This is a genomic window from Saccharothrix sabaoui (assembly GCF_051756985.1).
In the GTDB taxonomy this organism is placed as follows: Bacteria; Actinomycetota; Actinomycetes; order Mycobacteriales; family Pseudonocardiaceae; genus Actinosynnema.
In genome coordinates, this window is record NZ_JBPKJK010000003.1 from 1 (window position 1) to 21,336 (window position 21,336).

The following is a 21,336-nucleotide window of genomic DNA, read 5'->3' on the forward strand; positions in this document are numbered from 1 at the left end:
CCGGCACGGCCCCCGGTCAGCCGGCCACGCCGGCGGAGGTACCGGCGGTGGAGGTACCGGCGGTGGCGGGCTCGATGCGGCGGGTGCCCTTCTCCCGGACGACCAGCGCGAAGCAGCCCGTCGGGGACGACACCTGGTGCACGCTCTCCGGCTTCTCGATGAACAGCGTCCCCGCCGGGTAGCGGTCGCCGTTGTCGTTGTGCAGCTCGCCCTCCAGGATCAGCAGCATCTCGTAGCCCAGGTGCTCGTGCAGGTCGCCGTGCGAGCCGGGCTTGAAGTGGGCGATGTACGCCTCGGCGCCCGCCGGGCCGGTCTCGGCCTGCGTGTAGAGCCACTCCACGTCCACCGCGTTGCGGCCGGGCTGCACGTACTCCTCCCACTTGATCTGGCCGTTGTGCAGGCCACCGGTGAACAGGGACGAGTAGACCTTGATGTCGCGCATGGCGGGTTCCCTTCGGGTTCGGTTCGGTCGAGGTGAGGGGTGAGGGGTGGGAGGGGTCGGGTCAGCCGATGCCGGGGGCCGCGGGCAGCGCGGCGTCCAGCAGCTCGTCGGCCAGGTACTCGGTGGAGCCGGGGAACGCCGTGCCGGCCGCGCGCTGCTCGTCGCGGGCCCGCAGCTCGGCGCGGCGGATCTTCCCCGAGGTCGTCTTGGGCAGCGCCGTGAACTCCAGGCGGCGCACCCACTGGTGCGGGGCGAGGTTCGCCCGCGCGTGGTCGAGGACGCGGCGCGCGGTCGCCTCGTCCGGGCTCTCGCCGGCCACCAGCGCCACGTACGCCTTGGGCACCACCAGGCCGACCGGGTCCGGCGCGGGCACCACGGCCGCCTCGGCGACCGCCTCGTGCTCCAGCAGCACGCTCTCCAGCTCGAACGGCGAGATCCGGTGGTCGTAGGACTTGAACACGTCGTCCGTGCGGCCCACGTAGTGCAGGTAGCCGTCCTCGTCGCGGCGGGCGATGTCGCCGGTGTGGTAGTAGCCGCCGGCGAAGGTCCGCGCGTTCTTCTCCTCGTCGTCGACGTAGCCGGGCATCACGCCGACCGGGCGCGGCGAGAGGTTCACGCACACCTCGCCCTCGTCGCCGACCTCGCCGGTCGTCGGGTCGACCAGCACGATGTCGTAGCCGGGCAGCGGCTTGCCCATCGACCCGGGCCGCACGGGCAGCGACGGGCTGTTGCCGATCTGCGCGGTCGTCTCGGTCTGGCCGTAGCCGTCGCGCACGGTCAGCCCCCACGCGGCGCGGACCTGCTCGATGACCTCCGGGTTCAGCGGCTCGCCCACGCTGCCCGCCTCGCGCAGCCGCACCGGCCACCGGGCCAGGTCGTCCTGGATGAGCATCCGCCACACCGTCGGCGGCGCGCAGAACGTCGTCACGCCGTGCCGCACCACCCGGTCGAGGAGGTCGCGGGCGTTGCCGGTGGTCACGCTCACCACGCTCGCCTCGGCGTTGAGCGGCACGAAGAACGAGCTCCACGCGTGCTTGGCCCAGCCGGGCGCCGACACGTTCAGGTGCACGTCGCCGGGGCGCACGCCGTTCCAGTACATGCCCGACAGGTGGCCGACCGGGTAGCTGACGTGCGTGTGGCGCACCAGCTTCGGCCGCGACGTCGTGCCGGAGGTGAAGTACAGGAACAGCGTCTCGTCGGCCTTGGTCGGCGCGTCGGGCGTGAACCCGGCGGGGGCCGAGCGCAGGTCGTCCAGGGCCAGCCAGCCCGGCACCCGGCCCGCGCAGACCCGCGTCACGTGCGGCGGCAGCCAGTCGAAGCCCTCCGCCAGCTCCGGCGTGGTCAGCACGTGCCGCACGTCCGCGCGCCGCACCCGGTCGAGCAGGTCCGCCGCCGACACGGTGGTGAACGTCGGCACCACCACCGCGCCCAGCTTCATCGCCGCGAGCAGCGACTCCCAGACCGCGAGCTGGTTGTCCAGCATCATCAGCAGCCGGTCGCCGCGGCGGACACCGGCCGCCCGCAGCCCGTTGGCCAGCCGGTCGGAGCGCTCGGACAGCTCGGCGTAGGACACGCGCTCCTCGACCCGGCCGCCCACGACGTGCAGCGCCGTGCGGTCGTTGCCCCGGGCCACCTGGTCGAACCAGTCCAGCGCCCAGTTGAACTCGTCGAACTCCGGCCAGGTGAACTCGGCGTGCGCCCGGTCGTGGTCTCCGCCCAGCTCCAGCAGCAGGTCGCGGGCGGCTCGGAACTTCTCGGTGGGGTTCATTCGGTGCTCCTCCCGGAGCGTCAGACGGCGACCGCGGGTGCGGCGGCGCGCGGGTGGGCGGACAGGACGACGGGGGCGGACGCGGGGCGGTGGCGCAGCACGTCCTCGGCGATGGCGTCGGCGTCGGCGTGGAACCCGGTCATCGGGCCCGGCCTGCCGTTGCCGATCTGGGTGAACCAGCGGGTGTTCTCGGTCGGCACGCCCAGCGCGTACAGGTCCGGGTCGGGGTTGCCCAGCGCGTCGACGACGTGGAACGGCTTGCGGGTGACCGCGACGCTGCCGGTGCGGAACCGCTCGCCGGTCGCGGCGTCGCTGTTGACGCACTCGGTGATCAGGCCCTGCGCGAGCAGGTCCCCGATCAGCGGGTCGGCGTCGGCGTCCAGGCGCGGTCGGGGGATGCGGGCGTCGACCAGCGTCGTCACCGCCCGGCGCGAGCCCTTGACCTTCGGCGACTCCAGGGTGAACCGGCCGGTCGCGTGGTCGACGCCGATCCTGGTGCCCGGCCCGACCACGGTCAGCAGCCCGGCCCGGACCAGCGCCACGGCCTGCGCGACGCGCAGCGCGGGCGGCCCGGCCGACACCATCGTGTTGATGGGGTTGAACCAGGACAGGAACGCCCGGTGCGACTCCGGGCGCAGCCCGGCGAAGTCCACCGCCTGCCGCAGCACCGCCCGCGTGTCGCGCAGGATGTCCAGCGACGCCTTCAGGGGGTTGTCCACGTTGCCCTGCCCCGCCTCGGCGATGTCGCGGTCGAGCAGGTCCAGCAGCTCGGCGTGGAACGCGTCCGGCGAGTCGAACTCCCGGTCGCCGAACGGCCGCGCCAGCCGTTCCAGGTCCGGCGGCGGCACGTCGCCCAGCCCCCACTCCCCCAGCAGGCCGTGGCGGTCCGCCGAGGTCAGGTGGAGGGCGGCGAACCGCTCGGCCGCCCCGTCGCCGAGCCGCCGGCGCACGTGCGCGGTGTAGTAGACGTGCTCGACCTCCAGCCGGAGCAGGGGCAGCACGTCGCGCACGAAGTCCAGCTGCGCGGACCCGGTGCGCCGCTGCGCCTCGCGGCGGGCCCGCAGCACGGCCGCCTCGGTCATGAACCCGGGCCGGTAGCGGTAGGAGGGCGCCTTCTGGTTGCGGCCCCGGGCGAGCATGACCAGGCCGCTGCGCGACCCGCCGACCAGGTGCGGTTCCCGGCCGCTGGGCAGGTAGGTGACGACGCCGCCCTCGTCGGTGAACCGGCCGCCACGCCCCTCGGTCAGCTCGGCCAGGACGTCGAAGAAGGTCAGCCCGAGCCCGATCACGCCCACCTGCTCGCCCGGCGCGACGGCGGACAGCGGCAGGTCGGCGGCCGAGTCGCCGCGCAGGTAGGTCAGGCCGGGCCGCTGCCGGGCGAAGGTCAGCAGCGCCCGCTCGTCACCGTCCGGCGCGACCCGGGGGTGGCCGGTGGTGAGCACGACCTTGTGCGCCGCGACGGTCGTGCCGCCGGAGCCGGTCACGGTGGTGAGGCCGTTCGCCCGGGCCACGCGGACCGCCGCCTCGGGCACGTGGACGACCTCGACGCCCAGCGGCGCGTTGGCGACCATCGCCTCGAACGCCATCCGCAGGTACTCGCCGTAGACCGGGCGCGGCCCGTAGTCGTCCGGCCCGATCCCCGACCAGCGGGGGTGGTCGCGCAGCCACTCGGCGAACGAGGGCCCCGCGCCGGCCCGCACCGGCCCGCCGTCCGGCCCCGAGGAGAACACGCTCACCTCGCCGGCGGCGGTGTTCATCAGGAACCACTCCGACTGGGTGGTCCGCCAGATCCGCCCGGCGCCCGGCTCACCGGGTTCGAACAAGTGGACCCGCACCAGCCCCTGGTGCGGTGCGCGACCGGCGCGCACGAGCAGTCGTTCCAGCACCGAAAGCCCGCGCGGCCCGGCGCCGACGATCGCCACCTCCACGTCGGTGCGCAGCACAGCGTCAGCCACGATAATCCTTCCCGAGACAATTTCGGAATGATTCCCGACCCATCCGGGGCGGCATTCCGTTCCTGCTACGGGAATGAACCTATGGCCGATTCCGCACACCGACAAGGATTGCGATGCACGACATTGTCGATGGTGCTATCGAGGTTTTAGCGGACCCCTTCGCTCAACGCGTCGGCCGCACGTCCTCCATGACCCACCCCGGGCGCTTGGCGATCGCCCGTTGGTCCCGTGCGTTCTCGTCGAGCTGCCGCACGTCGACCTCCGCCACCGCGGTGGCGACCAGTCTCGCGCCGGCCTGCGCCTGCCGGCCGGTGACCGCGGCACACCGCCACTCCCGGCCCGGGCCGTCGACGAGTTCGCACGGCTGCTGCGGGTACAGCTGTTCGCCGACCTGGAGGAACCCGTACACGCGGCTGTTCGCATCGGACGAACCGATCACGACGGTGCCGCTCGGAACCCCGGACTGCGGGGCGGCGGTCGTCTGCGCTGTCGTCTGCGCGGTGGCCGCCGGCGGCGGTTCAGCGGGCGGCGGTTCGGCGGGCGGGGCGGCGGTGGTCGACGGCACGGCGGTGGACGACGGAGGTTGCTCCGCGGCGGGCGCGAACGCGGCGTACCCGAGCAGGAACCCGATCAGGACCAACGACATGACCGCCACCGCGGTCGCGACGACCAGCCGCCGCTTGTTCCCGACCACCGGGCGGGCGCCGTGGACGCGCCCGGGCGGTACCGGACCGCGCAGCCGCCCCTGGCGCAGCCAGCGGTTGAAGGCTGCGTCCACGACCTCCTGCTCCCCGAGGGAACGAGCCCGCATCCCCAGCTCCACCGCGACCTGGTCGGAGCGGCAGCGGGCGATCAGGTCGAGGGCGTGCGGCCTCGCGGCCGGGTCGCGCAGGTCCTGGCAGCCTTGTCCGTACAGGGTTTCCAGGAACCTGCCCACCAGCTCGCTCGGCGTGGTGAACTCGACGAAGTCGGTGACCTTGTCGACGGTCCGCGGGTCGAAGTCCTTCCGCACGCGCGCCGTGATGTGGTCGTGGCGCAGCAGGGCGACCTCCGCCAACCACTCCTCCACGTTCCGCGACGCGCGCAAGGACTTCGACAGGTCCGCCTTGGGATCGGGGGTCCTCCGACCGTTGGCGTAGCTGGGCGCGGTCCGCCACACTTCCGCGCCCTGCCCGCTCCCCTGCCGCCCCGGCTCCTGGTGCCCCGGCTTGTGGTGCCCGGCTCCTTGCTGCCCCGCCCCTTGCTGCCCCAACTCTTGGTGCCCCGCTTCTTGCTGCCCCGGCTCTTGCTGCCCGAGCCCTTGCTGCCCCGGCTCTTGATGTTCGACCCTTTGGTGCCCGGGCCCTTGGTGCCCGGACCCTTGGTGCCCGGACCCTTGGTGCTCAGTGGCCCGCTGCCCGACCGCCTGGTCGCCTGGCGCGCGGGTGCCGGTGACCACGGGGGTCGATGCCCGGACGGGGTTCCGCTTCTCCACGCCGTACCCGCCCGGCGACTCGGCGACGGCATCCCCGAACCGGTCCGGGGCGTCCCCGTCCTGCGACTCGACCGCGGCGTGCCCTCCGCGGGGCTCCGCTGCGGCGTGCGCGCCGGAACCGGCGATGACGGTCACGTCGGGCCGCTGCCCACCGAACACCGCCGCCACCAGCTGTTCCGCACGCGCCCGGTTCGGACCGACCGGCGACGGCCGGTCGAAGTCCACGACGACCCGGTTGACCGCCCCCAGCGTCAGGTTGGTCGAAGGGAACAGGACCTGCACGAACCCGTGCAGGCTGTCGTCCTGGCGCTCGACGAACGTCGAGAACGACCAGTTCCCCGGCGACACCCCGACCAGGGCCTCGCGCAGCGCCCACACCACGGCCAAGCGCTCCCCGTCCGGGCACCCAAGGACGCTCAGCGGCGTCATCGGGTGCGCCAGCAGTGCCGCCACCACCGTGACCAGCCGGTCCCGCAGCCCCTGCGCGATGGGGCGCAGCGTCGTCGCCGGGTCGGGCACGTGCGTGAAGTACTCGGCGGCCAGGGGCGTCATCTGCGTCCCCTCCGCCCATTTGGCAAGCCACAGATCGCCTCCGGGCACGACACCCAGCCCCAGTGCCGTCGACGGGGTGAGCACGGTCGCCGGCCCGACGAGCGCGTGGGCGTTCTCCCGCCCGGACGACTTGCCCTGACCGACCCGCCGGACGACGGCCGCCTGCTGCTCACCGTCGAACACCAGGTACGACAACGCACTGGCGGGTACCTGCGTCCCGGCGACGGACGCGAGCCGCACGTGGTTGCGGAGCCGGGCCTCCCACTGGTTCGCCGCCTCGGTCGCGCCCCCGAACGAGTGGGCGAGCATCGTGTGCTTGCGCCGTGCGTCGGACCACCCGAAGAACACCTGGTGCACCGTGCCGTCGGGTGCGGTCATGGTCTTCCCACCTGCTCGGCTTCGGGACCGGTGATCATCCCGGTCATCGCGAGGATCGCCACCAACGGCTCCAGCACGCGGGTCGGGCGGAACCCGCGCGGGAAGTGCCTGTCCTGCCCGTCCCCCGAGGTGACGGGCACCGCGTCGCCGCCGCTCGCGGACACGAAGTGCAGCGTGCAGCGCGTGAACGCGGTGAACGGCCGCAGCGATGCGCCCGCCCCGACGTGGTGCAGGTACGCGTACACGTCCCGGCTCTCCTCCCTCATGCGCGCCGCGTCGAGCACGCGTTCGTCGCCTCGGTGCAGCCAGCGGTCGACCGGCGGCACGTACCGCAGCCGGTCGGACTTCGTCACCGCGATCACGGCCGGGACCTGCTCGCCGTGCGGCAGGGCCCGCAGGCTCTCCACGGCCAGCTGGAACGACTTGTTCTCGCTCTCCGGCGACGACTCCCCGGTCTCCAGCGGGTCCTCCCAGGCGTGCACGAAGATCACGGCGTTGGCGCTGAGGAGGAACCGGGTGGCGCGGTTGCGCGCCTCGGTGCTCTCCAGGTCCTCGCCTGCCGCGTCGAAGAACGTCACCGGCCGCTGCCTGCCGTCCCGGCCGCGCAGCAGCAGGATGTCGGCGGCCTCGATGATGCCGCTGCTGGTGCCCGGCAGCGTCCCGCCCTTCTCGAACGGCTTGACGAAGTTCTGCCGGAAGTAGTCGTGCCGACGCAGGTCCAGAGCGGACACGTCGATGCCGTACGCCGCCAGGCCCTCCTTGTTGGCCTGGCGGATCATCGCGGTCAGCAGGTGCGTCTTGCCCGAGAAGGGAGCACCGACGAGACCGACGACGAGCGGGGCGTCGTACTCGGCGTAGGTGGCGGGGAGGTAGTGCTCCTCCATGTCGTCCGACGGGTTGGGGCACAGCCGGTAGCCCTTGCGCGCGAGGCTCGCCCGCTTGGCCTCGGACAGCCGAGCGGTGTCCTCCACGTCGTAGCGCGCGTTCTGCTCGTCGAACACCCAGACCCGCGAGTCGTCGGGCCAGTCGTAGTCGTCGGCGCAGATGGGGCAGGACACGTGCCGAGGTCGTCCGTTCCGCCCGGGCGTGGTCACGTCGACATCACCTGCGCGACGAACGCCGAGGCGCTCAGCGCCAGCGGCCCCAGCGCCACCGGGCCGGACGAGGAGAACAGCCGCCGCCCGCGCCGGGGGCGGCCCGGCGGCGGCTGGTTCGGTGGCGGGGGTCCGGGGTCCCCCGCCTTGCCGGCGCTGACCTGCTCGAACAGCGCCCGTCCCGGGTGGAGCGCGGCGTCCGGGTCGGTCGTGCGGGGCAGCTGCACGTCGCCGTAGAGGGCGCTGAGCACGTCGACGGCGTGCGGTGCGGACTCGACGGGGTTGTCGAACACCGGGTCCAGCAGGTACCGCAGCCGTTCCGGGTCCCGGCTGCGGTCCGGGTGCCCGACGTCCGCCTGCGGACCGAGGTGTACCCGGCGCACGAGCCGCGCGGCGGCCACCACGTCGTCGCGGGCGTCGACCCGGTCCGCGCCGTTGAGCAGCGCCGCCGGTGACGCGCCGCGCCGGGGCTCGCCGACGCGCTGGGCGTGCTCGAAGTCCACGAGCTGCAACCGGCCGTCGTGCCAGCGCACGGTGTCCAGGGCCACCGCACCGTGCACGACCCCCGCCGCGGCCATGAGGTGCAGCGCGCGGAACAGCTCCTGCTCGAAGCGGCGGCGCTCCGGCTCGCCGAACCGGGACGACGCGCCGATCGCCGGCTCGTCGAGGTAGGCGCGCAGCAGCGCGAACGGCTCCTCGGCGTCCACGTTGTACGCCACCAGGCACGCCAGCTCGCGCGGGTAGTGGCCCACGTACACCTGTCCCAGCCTCGCGCCCGCGCGCACCTCGGCTTCGAGCAGGTCGTACCGGCGCGGGTCCCGGCCGCCGGCCGCGCGTGAGACGAACTTGCGCACGAACAACGCGTCTTGCACCCGGACCAGTCGTTGTTCCAGCGACGAGGCCGGGGTGACGAACTCGTTCACGTCCTCCACCACGACCTCGTGCAGCACACCGAACACGTCCCGGCAGCGCACGGACTCGTCCACCGTCCCCACCTACTCGCCTCCGCCCACGTCGTGCCGCACCGACTCCATCCGCAACGGCAGCAGGCGCATCGCGCCCACCAGCTCACCGCCGTGCCCCCACGTGACGGACGGGTCCGCGGCGAGCCCGCGGTCCGCGCCGTCGTCCCGCACGACCCGCCGCAGCCGCGCCGGCGCGAACCGCAGCAGGCCCGGTTCGGCGGACGTGCTGAGGTAGCCGAGCTGACCGCTGCGGCACAGCTGCGTCATCTCGCCGTCCGCCTCGGCCCGCAGCGCCGCCGACGCGGCGGGCGTCTCCGACCACACCCGGGCCATGAGCAGGTCCCTCGGCCCGTCGTCGCGGCTGAACGCGGTCGCGGTGAACACGCCGCGCCGGCGCACGTCGTCGGCGTACTCGTCGAGCAGCCGGTCCAGCCGTTGCTCGTAGACGCCCGGCGAGGTACGCAGGGCTGACGTGGCGGCAGGCCACGCGGGCTCCAGCGCCGACCGGCAGACGTCCACCAGGTCGGCGCGCACCACCGCGTACAGCTCTTGCGGCACCGGCCGCGCCACGCGCTCCACGTCATCCGGGCCCGCCCCGCCGCGCGGCACGGGGAAGAGGCGCTCCTCGGCCCCGCGCAGGGTGTCGACGATCTCCTCCAGGCCGGCCGCCACCTCGGCGGCGGCCGCGGCGATGGCCTTCCTCCGCCGCAGCGGCCGCCACTCCTTCGCCACGGCGTGCTCCGCCAGGAGCGTCAGGTCGGCCACGGCCTCGCGCATCGCCGCGAGCGCGAGCCGGTCGCGCCACCGCCGCACGGCCGACCGCCAGCTCAGCACCACCACCGCGCCGCTGAGCAGCACCGCGGCCCAGACCACCGCGTGGACGAGCCAGCCCGGGACGTCCAGGGGTGCCGCGTACGCGGCACCGACCGCACCGAGCACCACACCCGCGACGGCGACCACCCCGTACGTGAGCAGCGCCGGGGGCAGCGCCGCGCCGAGCCCGAACTCGCCCTCCGGTCCGGGTCGCCGGGCCAGCGTGAGCCAGCCGGCCCCGAACCACGCCCCGGCGAGCAGCGCCCCACCACCCCACCCCGCCCACCCGGGGCCCAACGCGAACGACACCAGCGCACAGGCGAGCAGGACCAGCGGCAGGCACCACACGCTCAGCGGCCACCGCTGGAACACAGGCATCGCCAGCCCGATCGGGCCCCGCCCGCGGGCGTCCTCCAGCGCCGCCGTGCAGCCCTGCGGGCCGCTGCGCGCGGACGTCATGCGCAGCTCGTGCGCCAACGCCGCCAACGCGACGCCGCCGTCGAGCTGGTCGTCCACCGCCCGCCGCAGGTCCGCGGCGATCTGCGCGCCCGCGGGCTCCACCGGCGGCGAGACGCCCATCGCGACCACGTCCTCCGTCGACGGGCGGCCGACCTGCACGTGGCTGTCGATCCTGGTGAGCAGCTCCACCAGCACCAGGCGGTAGTTCTCCACCGCCTGACCGGCCCACAACACGTGCCGGGCGATCTCCTCGCCGGGCCGCCCGCTGCCGAAGAGGGCCGCCGGCGTGCTCAGCGCGTGCGCCAGCTCGGCGACGTGGTTGAGGCGCTGGAGGACGTCCAGCTCCGACCTGTGGACGGGTCCGGCGAACACCGCGCCGTGCCCGGCCGGGGGCAGGTGCGCCGCCACGACCGCCGCGCCGATGTCGCGCCCCACGACGTCGTCCCGGGCGCACAGCGACCGGACGGCCGCGGCGCGGGCGGTGGCGAGCTCGACTTCGTCGGCCGCGCAGGACACCAGCCGTATCCCGGGGCTCACGGCGGCGCCGGCGAGCCCTTCCGCCACTTCCACCAGGCGGTCGAACAGCTCGGGTACCCGCAGTGCGGCCACCAGGTCGTCCAGGCCGCTGCCGGGGCGGTCGGGCGGGCGCGGCGCGGACCGGTCGCGCGCCCAGTCCACGCCCCGGGCGTCACCGACCCACAGCACGACCGCGTGCCGCAGCACCGGTGGCAGGGTGAGCGCCACGCCGTCGAGCCGGTGGTCTTCGTCGGGCTCGCCGACCGCAACGCAGACGACGGAGGTCACCATGTCCTCGCTGAGCAGGTCGAGGTAGAAGGGCGCGTGCTTGACCAGCGAGTTCGCGTGGTCGAGCACCACCACTCCGCCGGAGGGGTCGACCGGCTGTTCGGTGGACTCGTCGCGCAGGTCGAGCACGACCACCTCGGGGGTGTTCACGGCGTGAGGCCCCCGCCCAGCCCGTGCGCCACGTCGACCTCTTCGCGGAGGTCCCGCAGGCTCTTGGCGGTGTTGCCGACCTTCAGCTCCAGCGCGGTCACCAGGGTCTTCGACCAGAACTCGCGGATCACGGCGAGCTGCGGTTCGCGGCTGAGCACGCGGTGCTGCTCCGCTTCCTTGACCTTGAGCAGCTCCTGCTCGGCGAGGTCGACGACCGCCGCGAACTCCGGCGCCGGCGGGCGCGGCGACCGGTCGGCGTGCGCGGGCCTGGCCGACATCAGCCGGCCCGCCAGGCCGAGCCTGCTCAGGTTGTCGTCGGTGAGGACCCAGCGCTCGTAGGCCTGCAGGACGCTCGCCCACGACGACAGCGCCCCCAGCGGCGTCAGCTCCAGCTTCATGGACACGGCCTCGCGGCTGCCCAGCTCCACGGTGATGAAGTCGGGGCTCTCCGGCCGGCCGGTGACCACCACCTTGCCGTCCCACGCCGCGCACAGCAGCCGGTGCAGCACCTGCGCCCGGTCCCGCGGCGCCATCAGCAGGTAGTCGGTGTTCTGGCCGAGCCGCCGTCGCCATTCGAGCGTGTCCTGGGCCTGCGGGTCGCGCTGGGCGTCCGCCCACAGCCGGATCACCCGGCGCAGCTCCGGCACCTCCGTGACTCCCATCGAACTGCGGTTGAGGACCACGACCATCGCGTCCGCCTGCACCGCCCGGTACTGGGGCTCGCCCACCATGTCCTGCGGCAGCGCGATCTCGCGCCGCAGGAACCGCTCGACCTCGTCGTTCTCCTGCTTCGCCGGGTAGGTCACCAGGGCGGTGAGCGGCCCGTGCCCCTCGGGCGCGAACCCACCGGGCACCAGCTCCGCGAGCTTCTGCCGGAACCGGTTGAGGTCCGTCTCGTTGACGCTGTTGTCCCGCCTCTGCACGGCGTTGGCCATCAGGTCGTCCATGCGCGGCACCAGCGCCGGCCGGTCCCGGTCACCCGGGCGGATGCGCTCGGACACGGCCCGCTTGACCTGTCGGCGCACCTCGGCGACGGCGGCCTCCGGGTCGGTCACCCCCAGCTCGAACGCCGAGACCCACCCGTCCCGGCCGAGGACGAGGTTCAGCAGGTGCCCCTCGTGCGGGTGCTCGGGCAGCTGGGCCGCGTAGTCCTGTTTCAGCCGGGCCAGCACGGCCTGGTAGAAGCCCTCCAGGCCGCGGTCCTCCGGCGGCAGCAGGTAGGTGACGCCGACGCGCGGCTTGTAGAGGTCCTTGGAGCGCAGGTCGAACTGCTGCGGGTCGTTGCGGGCGTGCTCCTCGAACTGGTCGAGCACCAGCCTGAACTGCTTGTTGAACGAGTCCCACGGTCGCGACCACAGCCGCTTGCTGTCGTTCCACGCGCCGTTCCACTGACGACGCGTCTGCCACGCGTACCACTGGTCCTGGAGTTCCAGCACGTGCCGCACGGACTCGTCGGAGATGCGCAGGCGCTGGGTCACGCGGCGGCGCAGGTCCACCGGCAGCGGCGGCGTCGCGGGGTTCAGGCCGTGCGGCGCCGGCGGTGCCTGCCGCCAGGTCTCCAGCAGGGACACGAACCCCGCCCGGTCGAGCGGGTCGCTGAGGTCGTTGCTGCCGTAGATCGTGCGGTGCAGGCGGAAGAGGTCCACGTGGTGCAGCAGGTCCGAGGCCGCGGCACGGGGGTTGAACTCCTGCGCCAGCGTCGCGATCGGGCCGGCCAGGGCCTCGTGGCCCCGGTCGATGTTGTGCTTCATCGCTTCGGCGCGGTGGTTCAGCGCCTCGACCACGGCACCGAGCCCCACCGGGTTCCCCGGCGGCGGCACCCGCATCGGAGCGGCCTCCAGCAGCCGGTCGAGCCCCGCGGTGCTGACGAAGCTCCGGATGTGCGCCCGGTTGGACTCGGCCGCGCCGGGCGGCACCCGCAGCTCGTTGACCGCGTTTGCCAGCAGGTGCGAGCTGACCACCTCGGTCAGCTCCTGCAACGGTGTGGTGAGGGCCGCGACGGCGCTCGTCGTCACGCCCCGGCGACCGACACCCGTCTCGGCGATGGCGTTGCGGTCCACCTTGCTGTTGATGAACCCGTCCGCGAAGGACATGTACGGCCGGTTCGCGCCCTCCTCGTCGTCGTCCTGGTCCGTCGGACCGGCACCGATCAGCGAGGTCATCAGCGACACCATGGAGCGGTGCAGGTCGTCGCGCCGCACCCCACCCACCGGGCGGCCGAACAGGAACGCGGTCTGCACCGTGTTCGCCGCGAGCTGCACCTGGTCGAGCTTGTGGTGCGGGTAGCGCACGGAGACCGCGCCGTAGGCACCCACCGAGTCGAACTCCGTCACCGCGGCCTGCGCGTTCTGGTCGTCGACGAGGCGGAACAGGTCGACCAGCGCCGACCCCGCGTTGAGGTCGGCGGGCCGCCCACCGCCCTGGCCGTCGTCGAACGCCGACGGCATCAGCACCAGCGGGTAGATCTCCGCCTGCTTCTGCCCCTTGGCGATCATGTCGCCGATCAGGTGCAGGTAGTCGTAGTAGATGCCGCTGCCGGTGCCGCCGGCGACGGAGAACACCACGAACACGATCACCGAGTCGACGCGGTGCGTGCGCTGCCCGCTCACCTGGTACAGCTCGCCCGCGGACTGGTTGATGTCCGCCAGCGCCTTCTTGATCCCCAGCAGCGCGGTGTCCGGGTTGCGCCGGATCGTCTCGAACAGCACGCTGCGGCCCACCGTCGGCAGTTGCCCCGCGCCGCGGACGAGCGGGCCGATCATCGGGTCGCTCTCCCGGGACGGCAGCCAGCGGATGGCGTCCTCGTCACTGTGGATGCGCAGGCTCTGGGCGACGTCGGAGGAATTGGTCAGCTTCGCCGGCACGAGGTCCGCGAGCAGGTGCGTGGTCCGCTGGGCGGCCTTGTCGTGCTCACGACCCGGCACGACCTCGCGGCGCACCCGCTGCAGCTCGTTGGCGCTGAGGTCCGCGTAGACGAATTGGAGGCACGCGGGTAACTGGTAGGGCAGGAAATCCGGTGTCTGGATGTCCGCGAGCAACCGCGTCCCGTCCGGGCCGCACAGCTCCTCGCGCAGCCGCTTCTCGAACTCCGCGCCGGCCTTGCACCCGGTCCCGCCGAGTCCGACGAACAACATCGGTTGATAGATCTTCACTGCGCAACCGTCCTCACAACCGTTCGCACGAAGTTCGTGCGAACGCGGTCAACTCGGTGGATGGGTGGTGCCCCGGCGATCCCGCCGGCTCACCCGAACGGGTTGTTGGGGTCGACGTAGACGGTCCGGTCGTCGCCGTCGCGCGCCGGGCCGCCGTACGGATCGGGCCGGGCCCCGTTGCCGCCCGCGCCGGCCGACGGGTAGGGCGCGTCGCCCGACGACGCGAACGGGGCGGGCGCGCCACCGGGTGCGGGGGGCGTCGACGCGCCGTACGCGGGTGGTGCGGAGAGCAGGTCCGGCCCGCTGGACGGCGTGAACGGCCTGGGTGCCGCACCGGGCACGCCGCGCTCGTCCAGGACGACGATCGAGAGGTCCGGCGAGATCGAGTGCTGCTCGCCCGGGACCAGGTGGGCCGGTTGGCGCCCCGGTGCCCGCAGCACCAGGCCCCGGCCGTTCCGGCGCACCACGTACGCGCTCGACTCCCCGGCGCCGGCGTGCTGGAGCTGCGGTCCCGTGAAGTCCTCGTGCACCACGAACCCGAACGCCCGGGCCCTCGGGTCGCGCGGTTCCACGTCCGACGTCACCTCACCACCCCGCCAGAGCTGTGCGCGCAGGCCGTTGACCCGGCGGGTACGCGCCCGCGCCAGCAGCCACAGCAGCGCGGCGACCACCAGCGCCACCAGCACGACGGCGACCGCGATCAGCCACCACAGGTTCCGGTCGACCCACGTCGGCTTCGCGACGACCTCGACGCTGATCAGGCGCTGGTCCACGACCCGGGTCGGGTTGTCCTGGTCCACCAGCCGCACCGTGCCGCCCGTGCCGCCGAGCCGGGTGTCCTCCGCGAACCGCAAGGTGAACGGGGTCTCCGCCGTCCCGGGGGGCGCGTCCACCGACGCGGGCTCGACGGTCAGCGACGTGCCCGGGGTGAGGTCGGCGAGCTCCAGCCGCAGGCGCACGGGCGCGGTGGACCTGTTGGTCACCGAAACCCGGCCCGTCAGCGACCCGCCCTGCTCCACTTGGGCCGTGTTGCGGTCGAACAGGATCTGGTCCTGGACCGCCGAGAGCGCGCTCGCCACCCTGGTGTTGAGGACCAGCGTGTCGCCACCGACGCCGATCCCCGTCACGGAACCGGTGAACGCCAGGTCGCCCTTCGCGTCGTCGGGCACCGCGAGCTGCCCGGTGAAGGTGCCGTCACCCTCCGGGTCGGCGAGCCGCACGTCCCGCGCGGGAAAGCCCGAAGCGCCGGTGAGGGTCGTGACGAAGGTCAGCCCCTGCAACGCCTGCTGATCGGTCACCGCCCTGTCCCGCGCCCGGATCTGCATCATCACCTCCACCACCTGCCCGGCGGCGGGCTCCTGCGGCGTGGCGGTGAGCAGCGCCTTCACCACGGCCTGGTAGACGACCGTGGCGAAGACGTTCTCGGCGGGCACGGTCGCGGAGGAGACGCGTATGCGCCACGTCCCCGGCGTCGGACCGGTGATCAGCACGGACTCCGTGTCCGTCGACTGGCCGGCGAACTCGAAGCGGTCGCCGCCCTCCTCCGGCGCGGGGCGGGTGGCACCCGGTGCGAAGTACTCGACCTGCACGCCGGGGTGGCGCTTGTAGACCAGGATCGACGCGTCGGCGGCGATGGCCGGGATCTCGGCGGTCAGCTCGACCGAGCCGCCCGCCGGCACGTCCACCGGCGGGGTCGGCGTGATCTTCGCGCAACTGGCGGAGCTGAACGCCTCCGCGACGACCCTGGTCAGCTGCGCCGCGGGCACGACCTGCGCGCTGGGGTTGGCCGCGGCCGGCGTGCAGCTGCGTCCGCGCGCGAAGCCGCCCAGGGCGGCGGTGTCCGCTCTGCCGAACCCCAGCGGCCAGACCTGCGCCCCCGCCTTCTCCAACTCCCCGAGCACGTCCTGGGCGTTGGCCGCCGCCGCGGCGTTGCGCCGCTCGGCCGAGTCACCCCACTGCGGGCTGTTGGAGACGTCGAGCTTGCCGTCGGTCAGCAAGAACACGATCTTCTTCTCCGGACCGGGTTTCCGGACCGTGTCGAGGGCCTGCTGCAACGCGGCCGCGTGATCTGTGCCGGCGCCCTCCGCCTCCGTCCTCTTGTGCAGGCCGTCGATGCATTTCGCAATCGAGTCGCGGGACTGGGCGTCGGACAGGGCGGTGGGTGGACAAACGACGTCGACCGGGCTCTGCCCGGGCCGGTCGGAGCTGCCGAAACCGACCACCGACATCACGGAACCGGGCGAAAGCGTGCTGAACAGGATGGTTTTCGCGGCATCTCTCTCCTGGACGACATCACCGTCCTCCAGACTGCCGGACTCGTCCGCGAGCACGACCACCCGGAGTGGCGGCAACGCCGGCTGAGCCTCCTGAGCTGCGACTTCAACGCCGGTCACGACCGGCATCAGCGCCCCCAGCGCCGCCGCGGCGACAACGGCGACCCAGCGCCCCCGCCACTCCCCGAAAATTCCCATGGGTCCAGCCAATCCACGTCCGCACAACGCGCCACCACCTCTTCGGCAGCGCCAGGTTACCGCCAAATCGACGAAAGGCGGATAGTCGTTACACCGGATGACGACGAATCCGCAATTTGACGGAGTGCGTATCCCGATTGTTGCGGAAGTGCGAGGAACGCTCCCTATTCGTTGCCGGAACGAATTGATCACCAACAGCGCAGGTCATCGACTCGACGGCGACCCCACCGGTGAGCGGAAATCGGTCAACCGCTTGTGGGACGGCGAGCTCGGTCGAGTTCGAGGGTCACCACCGGTCCGTCCCGCGGCCCTCGTCCACCACGGCCGCCCGCGGGTCGTCGTGAACCCGTAGTGGCCTCGTCACCGTTCGTGGACCGCCACCCGGTCGGGTGCCTACTGTTCGGGCAGAGCATTCGCCTGACGGGGGTGTCGCGTGGCCGTGCTGCCGTACCCGTTCCACGAACCGGACGACCTCGGGATCAACGAGACCTACCTGCGGCTCCAGCGCGACGAGCCCGTGGCGCGCGTGCAACTGCCCCACGGCACCGAAGCGTGGCTCGCGACGCGGTACGCCGACGTCAGGACCGTGATGGGCGACCCGCGGTTCGTCCGGTCGCCGGTGATGGACGCCGACCGCGACCCGCCGCGCACCATGCCGGAGGTGCCGCGCTTCGGCACCATCCTGAGCATGGACCCGCCCGAGCACACCCGGTTGCGGCGCATCCTCGCGAAGGCGTTCACGGCCCGGCGCACGGCCCTGCTGCGGGAGCGCGCGCAGCAGATCGTGGACGGCCTGCTGGACGAGATGGAGGCGCACGGGTCGCCCGCCGACCTGGTCGGCGCGCTGGCGATGCCGACGGCGATCACGCTGATCAGCGAGATGCTGGGCGTGCCCGACCTGGACCGGGTGAAGTTCCGGGAGTGGTCGGACGCGGCGGTGGCGATCACGGCGTTCACCGTGCCGGAGATCGAGGCCGCGTTCGCGAACCTGCACGGCTACCTGCGCGAGCTGGTCGAGCTGAAGCGCCGTGACCCCGGTGACGACATGCTCACCACGCTGGTCACCGCGCACGACGAGGAGGACCGGCTCACCGAGGAGGAGCTGGTGTCGTTCGGCGTCACGCTGCTCATCGCGGGCCACGAGACCACCGGCAGCGAGATCTCCAACTTCACCTACCAGCTGCTCACCCACCCGGAGCGGCTGGCCGAGCTGCGGGCGGACCCCTCGCTGCTGCCCGCCGCGATCGAGGAGCTGCTGCGGATCACGAAGCTGTCCGGCTCCCCCGCGTTCCCCCGGTTCGCGACCGAGGACGTCGTGCTCAGCGGCGTGACGATCGCCAAGGGCGAGGCCGTCTTCGTGGACGGCCTGGTCGCCAACCGCGACGGGTCGGTGTTCCCCGACCCGCACGTGATCGACTTCCACCGGCCGTCGAACCCGCACTTCGCCTTCGGGCACGGCGTGCACCACTGCATCGGCGCGCCGCTGGCGCGGATGGAGCTCAACGTCGCCCTCGGCACGCTGCTCGCCCGCTACCCGGACCTCCGCCTCGCGGGGGAGGTCGAGTTCAAGCGGGGGCGGCTGGTCCGCGGCCCCCACCGCCTGCCGGTGGCGTGGTGACCGGCAGGCGGCCCCGTCGGGAACCGGTCAGCGGCCCCCGGGCGCGAGGGTGAAGAACCTCCGCTGCCACAGCGAGTGGACCTCGGCGCGCACCTCGTCGGTCAGCTCCCCCGCCAGCTCGGCGACGGTGGACTTGCCGTCCACGGCGGCGAGCAGGTCGAACACCGGGGGCGACAGCGCCGCCGACGGCCCGAACGAGTGGTCCAGGTAGATCTCGGCGGCGGCCTCCTCGCCGGGCCGCCAGTCCCGGCGCAGCCGGGTGTCCGGGCGGAACGCCGGCACCAGGTCGTCCACGGCGGTCGCGCGGCGGCGGACCAGGAAGTCCTCCACCACGAGCACGTCGATACCGGTGGTCAGGTAGCAGGTGAGGGCGTCGTGCACGGACTGCACGATCGGCTCGGCGTTGTTGTTGAACGACGTGTTGAGCAGCACGGGCGTGCCGGTCAGCTCGCCGAACCGGGTGATCAGCCGGTGGAAGCGCGCGTTGGCCCCCGGGGTGACCACCTGGACCCGCGCGGTGCCGTCCACGTGCGTCACGGCGCCGAGCTCGGCGCGCCGGGACTCCCGCACCCGCACCACGAACGACATGAAGCCGTGCTCGGCGGCGGTGTCGGTGAGGTCGAAGTAGGTCTGCGCCGCCTCCGGGGTGACGGCGGGCGCGAACGGCCGGAAGCTCTCCCGCTTCTTGACCATCGCGTTGATCCGGTCCCGGTTCTCCACCGGGCGGGCGTCGGCGAGGATGCTCCGGTTGCCCAGCGCGCGCGGGCCGAACTCGGAACGCCCGTGGGCCCAGCCGACCACCGCGCCGTCGGCGAGGAGCCGGGCCGTCGCCTCGACCACGTCCGCGGGCCGCTCGACGTCCACGAGCCCGCTCCACGCCCGCAGCTCCCGCTCGACCTCGTCCGGGTCGCCGAGGTCCGGGCCGAGGCTCGCGGCGGTCAGCCCGGCGACGCGGGTGTGCGGTGCGCCGAGGCGCCGGGCGGCGACGATGGCCGCGCCCTCCGCCGCGCCCGCGTCGTGCGACGACGGGTGCACGAAGACCTCGTCGAACAGGCCGGACCGCAGGATCGCGCCGTTGAGGCTGCTGTTGTGGGCGACGCCGCCGGTGAAGCACAGCCGCCGTGCGCCGGTCCGCCGCGCCCAGTGGCCGACGACGTGCAGTGCCAGGGTCTCCAGCGTCTCCTGGAGCCCGGCGGCGAAGTCGCGGTGCTCGTCCGTCACCGGCTCGCCGGCGCGGCGGGCGGGGAAGCCGTTGGCGTAGAACGGCTCCGCGGTGGGGTTGATGTCCGGGATGGAACCGGTCAGCTCGTAGTCCCCGTCCGGCAGCAGCCGGTAGAGGCTCCGGAACTGCTCGCGGTAGGTCGCCGGGTCGCCGTACGGGGCCAGGCCCATGACCTTGTACTCGTCGCCGAAGCCGTAGCCGACGTGCCCGATCGCGTCCTGGTAGAACAGGCCGAGCGACTGCGGGACCGAGTACGACCGAAGTTCGCGCACCTCCCCGCCCCCGGCGAGGTGGACGGTGGTGGAGACGGTCTCGCCGCGGCCGTCCATGACGACGACCAGCGCGTCGGCCATGCCCGAGCGGGCGAACGACGACCAGGCGTGCGCCAGGTGGTGACGGGTGAACAGCACGCGGTCCGGGTCGATCTCCCAGTCCAGCTCGGCGCGCAGCCGGTCGCGCAGCAGGTCGCGGCCGAAGCGGACCGGTTGGGCCGGGGAGGCGAGCTGGAAGTTGCGCAGGCCGAGGTCGACGAGGTCCTGGTCGAAGTAGTAGCCGACGGCGTCGACGTCCTGCGGTCGGGCGCCCGCGATGTCGAGGCAGGCGCGGATGGCGCCGGCCGGGAACCTGTTCGTCTTCTTGATCCGGTTGAACCGCTCCTCCTCGACCGCCGCGACGAGTTCGCCGTCGGCGACCAGGCAGGCGGCGGCGTCGTGCATGTAGGTGCGGAACAAGCCCGGTAACAGGTCGAAATGACCGCTGATGCCCAGGGTCAGCATGGTGTTCCCTCTCCGAGTGGTCGTGAGCCGGGTGGTCGGGCCGGTCGGTCGCCCGTCCGGGCGGACCCACCTGAAACACGCCCTAGCCGAGCAGTCCTTCCAGGACGTCCGCGGCGACGGGTGCGCCCGGGGTCGCGCGCAGCGCCGCGCCCAGCGCTTCGGCGGCGGGCCGGTGGGCGGTGGCCGCCGGGACCGCCGCGCGCAGGTCGGCCGCGGTGGGCGCGTCGAGCGCGATCCCCAGTCCCAGCTCCGCCGCGCGCGCGGCGACCGCCCGCTGCTCGGGGATGCGCGGCACCGCCACGACCGGCACGCCGTGGTACACCGCCTCCATCACGGAGTTCATCCCGGCGTGGGTGAGGAACACCGACGCGTGCCGCAGCACGGCCACCTGCGGGACGCGCGCGTGCACCGAGAAGTTCGGCGGCAGCGGCCCCAGCAGCGCCGGGTCCAGCGCGCCGACGGACATCACGACCTGCCAGCCGGTGTCGGCGAACGCCGTCACGCACGTCCGGTAGAACTCCGGTCGCGTGTTGAACACCGTGCCCAGGGAGATCAGCAGCACCGGCGCGTCGGACGCGGGCGACCACTCCTCCGCCACCTGCCAGGTGCCCGGGGTCGGCCCCACGAAGTGGAAGCGGTCGTCGAACGTGTCGGCCTCCAGCTGGAAGGAGCGCGGGATGAACACCAGGTTCGTCGGCGCGACGTGCCCGAACATCAGGTTCGGGTCCTCCAGGAACGTGAAGCCGGCCGCGAACGCCGCCATCTTCCCGACCGCCGCGGCCAGCGCCGGGTGGGCGTGGTCGAAGTCGGGCGGCAGGTACACCCGTGTCGCGGAGAACCGCTCGTTCTCCGCGAACGTGGGCACCAGCGCCACCTCGGGCACGCCCAGCAGGTTGGCCAGCATCCGCCCGGTGAAGGTCACCGAGTCGTAGCAGACCACGTCCGGCGGGTCGCCCCGGAAGTGCTCGGCCAGCACCGGGAACGACACCTCGGCGTCGGCGAGGAAGTGCTCCAGGGTGACCGCGAGCTGCTCGGCGGTGAACTCGCCCCGCTCGTCCATGTCCGGCGGCAGCTCCGAGGGCAGCACGACGGGCTTGGCGCCTGCGCGGGCCGGGCCCGACGCGGTGGCCGGGCCGGTCGCGTAGCTGACCCGGTGGCCGCGCCGGACGAGTTCCTCCACCAGCGGCAGCGTCGGGTTGACGTGCCCGGCGGCCGGTGCGCTGACGAACGCGAAGTGCGCCAT

General features: G+C 73.2%; 12 protein-coding genes. 1 reads left to right on the plus strand and 11 read right to left on the minus strand.

Going from position 1 to position 21,336, the window contains the following annotated elements; translation table 11 throughout:
• Positions 1–16: 16 nt before the first annotated feature.
• The 9 genes from ACR807_RS01665 to ACR807_RS01705 all read right to left on the minus strand — a co-directional run bounded on the left by ACR807_RS01665 (position 17) and on the right by ACR807_RS01705 (position 16,477).
• Complete coding sequence (locus tag ACR807_RS01665) at positions 17–442, minus strand: cupin domain-containing protein (RefSeq protein ID WP_438919360.1); 426 nt, start codon at positions 440–442, stop codon at positions 17–19.
• A 61-nt stretch (positions 443–503) separates the two neighbouring features.
• Positions 504–2,210, minus strand: coding sequence for an AMP-binding protein (locus tag ACR807_RS01670; protein WP_438919361.1), 1,707 nt, complete (start codon positions 2,208–2,210; stop codon positions 504–506).
• 20 nt (positions 2,211–2,230) lie between these two features.
• Positions 2,231–4,165 (minus strand): FAD/NAD(P)-binding protein, encoded by a 1,935-nt coding sequence (locus ACR807_RS01675; protein WP_438919362.1) that lies wholly within the window; start codon positions 4,163–4,165, stop codon positions 2,231–2,233.
• A gap of 163 nt (positions 4,166–4,328) precedes the next feature.
• A complete protein-coding gene (locus ACR807_RS01680) occupies positions 4,329–6,569 on the minus strand; it encodes a hypothetical protein (protein ID WP_438919363.1) in 2,241 nt (746 codons plus the stop codon).
• Positions 6,566–7,627, minus strand: coding sequence for a TRAFAC clade GTPase domain-containing protein (locus ACR807_RS01685; protein WP_438919364.1), 1,062 nt, complete (start codon positions 7,625–7,627; stop codon positions 6,566–6,568). Before ACR807_RS01685 ends, ACR807_RS01680 begins: the two co-directional genes overlap by 4 nt.
• A gap of 32 nt (positions 7,628–7,659) precedes the next feature.
• A complete protein-coding gene (locus ACR807_RS01690; RefSeq protein ID WP_438919365.1) occupies positions 7,660–8,649 on the minus strand; it encodes a hypothetical protein in 990 nt (329 codons plus the stop codon).
• Positions 8,650–8,658: 9 nt separating this feature from the next.
• Positions 8,659–10,854, minus strand: a complete 2,196-nt coding sequence (locus ACR807_RS01695) for a hypothetical protein (protein ID WP_438919366.1) — start codon at positions 10,852–10,854, stop codon at positions 8,659–8,661.
• Positions 10,851–14,006 (minus strand): tubulin-like doman-containing protein, encoded by a 3,156-nt coding sequence (locus ACR807_RS01700; protein ID WP_438919367.1) that lies wholly within the window; start codon positions 14,004–14,006, stop codon positions 10,851–10,853. Before ACR807_RS01700 ends, ACR807_RS01695 begins: the two co-directional genes overlap by 4 nt.
• Before the next feature lie 89 nt (positions 14,007–14,095).
• A complete protein-coding gene (locus ACR807_RS01705; RefSeq protein ID WP_438919368.1) occupies positions 14,096–16,477 on the minus strand; it encodes a VWA domain-containing protein in 2,382 nt (793 codons plus the stop codon).
• A gap of 433 nt (positions 16,478–16,910) precedes the next feature.
• Here ACR807_RS01705 and ACR807_RS01710 point away from each other — a divergent pair, with 433 nt between their 5' ends.
• A complete protein-coding gene (locus ACR807_RS01710; protein ID WP_438919369.1) occupies positions 16,911–18,095 on the plus strand; it encodes a cytochrome P450 in 1,185 nt (394 codons plus the stop codon).
• A gap of 27 nt (positions 18,096–18,122) precedes the next feature.
• Here ACR807_RS01710 and ACR807_RS01715 read toward each other — a convergent pair whose 3' ends face one another.
• Both ACR807_RS01715 and ACR807_RS01720 read right to left on the minus strand, forming a co-directional pair.
• Positions 18,123–20,093, minus strand: coding sequence for a carbamoyltransferase family protein (locus ACR807_RS01715; protein ID WP_438919370.1), 1,971 nt, complete (start codon positions 20,091–20,093; stop codon positions 18,123–18,125).
• Between the two features lie 82 nt (positions 20,094–20,175).
• Complete coding sequence (locus tag ACR807_RS01720) at positions 20,176–21,336, minus strand: macrolide family glycosyltransferase (RefSeq protein ID WP_438919371.1); 1,161 nt, start codon at positions 21,334–21,336, stop codon at positions 20,176–20,178.